The 3,848-nt window shown below is 43.9% G+C and carries 5 protein-coding genes; 2 read left to right on the top strand and 3 right to left on the bottom strand.

Annotation, left to right across the window (positions count from 1 at the left end; translation table 11 throughout):
* The 3 genes from BQ7352_RS00030 to tnpA form a co-directional block, all read right to left on the bottom strand.
* Window positions 1-865: IS66 family transposase (locus BQ7352_RS00030; RefSeq protein ID WP_143143359.1), on the bottom strand; the 865-nt coding region annotated here is incomplete at its 3' end.
* A 142-nt stretch (window positions 866-1,007) separates the two neighbouring features.
* Window positions 1,008-1,346 (bottom strand): IS66 family insertion sequence element accessory protein TnpB, encoded by a 339-nt coding sequence (gene tnpB / locus BQ7352_RS00025; protein WP_072445810.1) that lies wholly within the window; start codon window positions 1,344-1,346, stop codon window positions 1,008-1,010.
* Complete coding sequence (gene tnpA, locus BQ7352_RS00020; protein WP_242948485.1) at window positions 1,340-1,813, bottom strand: IS66 family insertion sequence element accessory protein TnpA; 474 nt, start codon at window positions 1,811-1,813, stop codon at window positions 1,340-1,342. Before tnpA ends, tnpB begins: the two co-directional genes overlap by 7 nt.
* 84 nt (window positions 1,814-1,897) lie before the next feature.
* Here tnpA and istA point away from each other — a divergent pair, with 84 nt between their 5' ends.
* Window positions 1,898-3,442 carry an IS21 family transposase gene (gene istA, locus BQ7352_RS00015; RefSeq protein ID WP_072445807.1) on the top strand — a complete coding sequence of 515 codons (1,545 nt, stop codon included), beginning with the start codon at window positions 1,898-1,900 and terminating at the stop codon, window positions 3,440-3,442.
* Window positions 3,439-3,848, top strand: a 410-nt coding sequence (locus BQ7352_RS00010; RefSeq protein ID WP_159430620.1) for an ATP-binding protein, incomplete at its 3' end; no start/stop codon positions are given. The genes istA and BQ7352_RS00010, both read left to right, overlap by 4 nt.

The following is a 3,848-nucleotide window of genomic DNA, read 5'->3' as shown; positions in this document are numbered from 1 at the left end:
AGGACTTTGTCTGAGCACGACGCCCTTCTTCATGCAAAACCTGAAGAGGAGTCTCATCAGCCATTACGAAGTTTCTTTCCAGAAGCTTCCGATGAAAGTATTCATACATCGGGCGGAAAAATGCCTCAGAATTACGGATTACCCAGTTTGCCAGAGTTGCACGGGTGATCGCAGCTCCGTACTGTTTCCAGTCTTTTTCCTGGCGACAATATGGGAGACTGTTGCAAAACTTCTGATACATGACCCAGGCAACGGTACCAGCTGAGGCCATACCATAAAGCATATGAGGCTTTCCGTCTTTTCCCTTTTTCATGACAGGGATATCCCGTTTACTGCATTCCGGACAGCTGTAATTAAAACTGTAGATTTCAACGACTTTCAGTTTGGCAGGAATAAAGACCAGTTCACGGCGGACAAACTCTTCGCCGATCTTAACCAACGGAGTATTACAAACAGGGCATGTTTTATCCTCTTCCGGGATATCGATATATTTTTTTATTACTGGTATCCCTTTAAAGCGCTCTGCATCTGTTGCTCTGTTTTTTCTCTTTTTAGGAGATTCTTCCGGAAGTGTTGCGGCAAGTTCTTCTGTCTCCGCAGCCGAGGGATCCTGTTCCAGCTCTGCTTCATTAAAAAGGTTTAACTGACCAGGAAAATCAATCACACGTTTTTCACTTGAGGAACCAAAAAGCTTCTTGCGGAGAAGACTAATCTCGTCTTTCAGATTGTCTCTCTCCTGAATAAGAGCTTCTTCCCGTTTGTTGGCAGCATCCACAGTTGCCTGAAGTGTCTTTATCATGTTTCTAAGATCTGTGATCATATCTTTCAGCTCACGAAGCTGAAGGTCTTTGGAACTGTTAGTCACTGCTTTTTCCTCCCTTTTCTGATGCTTCTATTATACCAGAAAACAGAGGATTTTCATAGAAAAACAAGGTGTGTAAAAGCCTGAAAAGTGCCGAAAATACAAGGAAATCCGGCACTTTTGTGTGCAGATTTAAGCTGGCTTTTTAAGATGTTCTGATTGCTTTTGGCTGCTCGATATCGATGCCGGACATCAGCCAGTCAAACTCTCTCCAGGTAAGATTTCGTACCTCCGATTTATCTCGTGGCCATCGGTAAGAAACCTGAACTGTCAGTCTTTTATAGATCATGACGATCCCATCTGGTTCCTTCAAGATTGCTTTGATCCGGTCACATTTTCTACCGCAGAAGAGATAGAGTGCATGGTCGATTTCCATAGAGAACTGATCCTGAATGATGGCACAAAGACCATCAATGGACTTTCTCATGTCTGTTCTTCCACAGACAAGGTAGATTGCATCGACATTCGAGATATCCGCTAGCATATGGACTCCCTGAGCACATCCATCAGAGTTTTTAATAAAACCGGCTGGACATCATTGCTTATGCGGATCCGAAGTCCATTTGCTTCGATTTCAATCGTATGTGAATTGTCAAGGTACAGCGAACGGTTTTTTTCCATTGAAACCAGTTCCGCCGGAGTATGCTCCGGCTCTATAGCAATCCGGACTACATCCTGTTTATGGGATGTAAAATCGAGAGTGCTTGCTTTTCCAGATGGTTCTGGTATCTCACAGGCTCTTTTGCGAAGCCTGCTGACAGCATTGTAAAAACAGCTGGGAGAAATCCCATTTTCATGACACCAGGCAGCATCGGTAAGACCGTTTTGCCTGCAGGATGTCACCAGTTCCAGCCATTTGATTATTCCGGGGCTCTCTGAGCCACCTGTCCGGACTTTGAGAGCCACCATTCCAGAGAATGAGAGCCATATATTCCGGTAATTCAGAGCCACCTTATTGGACTCTATTACATATATTTCCTTTATACTGTAAATACACACCTTTGGTGTGAATACAGATAAAGGAGGTCGTAAGTTATGACCAAGTATCGTGAAATCCTACGCTTGAAAAGCTTGGGATTCAGTGAGAGGAACATCGCACAAAGTTGCGGTGTATCCAGAAACACAGTCGCCAAGGTTTTGAAAAAAGCAGCGGAAATCAATCTTTCATGGCCGCTGGATTTTGACATGACCGACAGTGCACTAGATGAGCTGATGTTTCCTAAAAATAAGTCGGCAACGAATAAGCGTATGCCAAACTTTGACTACATCCGCAAAGAACTCCTGCGGAACGGTGTAAACAAAAAGCTTCTCTGGGTAGAATACTGTGAGGAGTGTCGCATGAGCAACGAAGAGCCTCTAATGTATTCTCAGTTCTGCTACTACATCCAGAAGGATGAAGAAAAACGCAGGGCTACCATGCATATCCCCAGAAAACCAGGTGAACAGATTGAAGTTGACTGGGCCGGTGATCCTGCCCACATCATTGATCCGGACACCGGAGAAATCACAGATGCATGGATATTTGTAGGTGTATTAACTTACAGCCAGTATGCTTTTGTAAAAGCATATATGAATGAGAAAACCGACAACTGGATCAAAGCCCATGTCCAGATGTTTGATTTCTTTGGTGGTGTCACACCTATGCTCGTTTCTGATAACTGTACAACTGCAGTGAATCATAAAAAGAGTGACTGGTACAACACTGCCTTAAACACAACTTATCATGAGATGGCAGAACATTACAATCTTGCCATCCTTCCGGCCAGAGTCCGGAAACCCAAAGATAAACCGAATGTAGAGGGATCAGTAGGAAAAATATCCACATGGATAACAGCAACCCTTCGCAATGAGCAGTTTTTTTCTCTTGCAGAATTGAATGCTTCAATCCGTGAAAAACTGGATGCTTACAACGCCCGTAAATTCCAGAAAAAGGAATGTAGCAGACTCAGTTTATTTCTTGGGGAAGAAATGCCATTACTGGCTCCGTTGCCTGCTACACCTTTTGAACTGGCTGAGTGGAAACAAGCCACCGTCCAGTTCAACTATCACATCGCAGTAGACAGAATGTTCTACTCCGTGCCTTATCAGTATATCAAAAATAAGGTTGATGTGCGTATAACAGATACAACGGTTGAAATATTTTATAATCACAATCGTATTGCCTCTCACAGACGACTCTATGGAAGAAGCGGTCAGTATTCTACAGTGACAGAACATATGCCGCAGGAACACCAGAAATATCTGGAATGGAATGGTGACCGGTTCCGTAAGTGGGCTGATACGATTGGAATTAACACAAGTAAGGTTGTCGATGCAATACTTACCTCCGGCAGGATTGAACAGCAATCCTACAGAAGCTGCATGGGATTACTGAAACTGGCAGAAAAATATTCGCCAGAAAAACTGGAACAGGTCTGCGCCAAGGCGCTCTCTTATTCCGGTAAACCCAGCTATAAAAGTATCAAAAATCTGTTGGCTGCAGCGAAGGATGTACCTGGTACTGAACCAGAAGCATCTCAAGCAGTAAAACCACACGGCATAACCAGAGGAGCCAGATACTATGGAGGTAAACAATCATGACAAATCAAAGTACAATCGATAAACTTATTGAAATGCGTCTGACTGCTATGGCAGATGCATTCCGCATCCAGATGGATGATCCTACAATGAAGGAAGTTCCGTTCGAGGATCGGTTCGGTATGCTTGTTGATGTCGAATACAACAACCGTAAAAACAATCGTCTGAAAAGGCTAATTCGCCAGGCTGAGCTTGAACAGCCAGATGCCAGCATCGCAGCAATTGATTACCATTCTGGACGAAAGCTGAACAAAGCACTGATCAACCGTCTGGCAACCTGTGAATACATTACAGAATACCGGAACATCTTTATTACTGGAGCAACTGGAAGTGGCAAAACTTACATGGCCTGTGCCTTTGGCATGGAAGCATGCAAGCGCTATTACTCAGTGCGATATGTACGACTTCC

Origin of the sequence: Blautia sp. Marseille-P3201T, from assembly GCF_900120295.1 — a bacterium.
Classification (GTDB): Bacteria; Bacillota; Clostridia; order Lachnospirales; family Lachnospiraceae; genus Blautia.
This window is presented reverse-complemented; position numbering and strand designations above follow the sequence as displayed.

What these genes read in the sequence shown, in the direction of transcription:
- tnpB (WP_072445810.1), bottom strand. Translation starts at nt 1,346, where the DNA reads ATGCTAGCGGATATCTCGAATGTCGATGCAATCTACCTTGTCTGTGGA.
- istA (WP_072445807.1), top strand. Translation starts at nt 1,898, where the DNA reads ATGACCAAGTATCGTGAAATCCTACGCTTGAAAAGCTTGGGATTCAGT.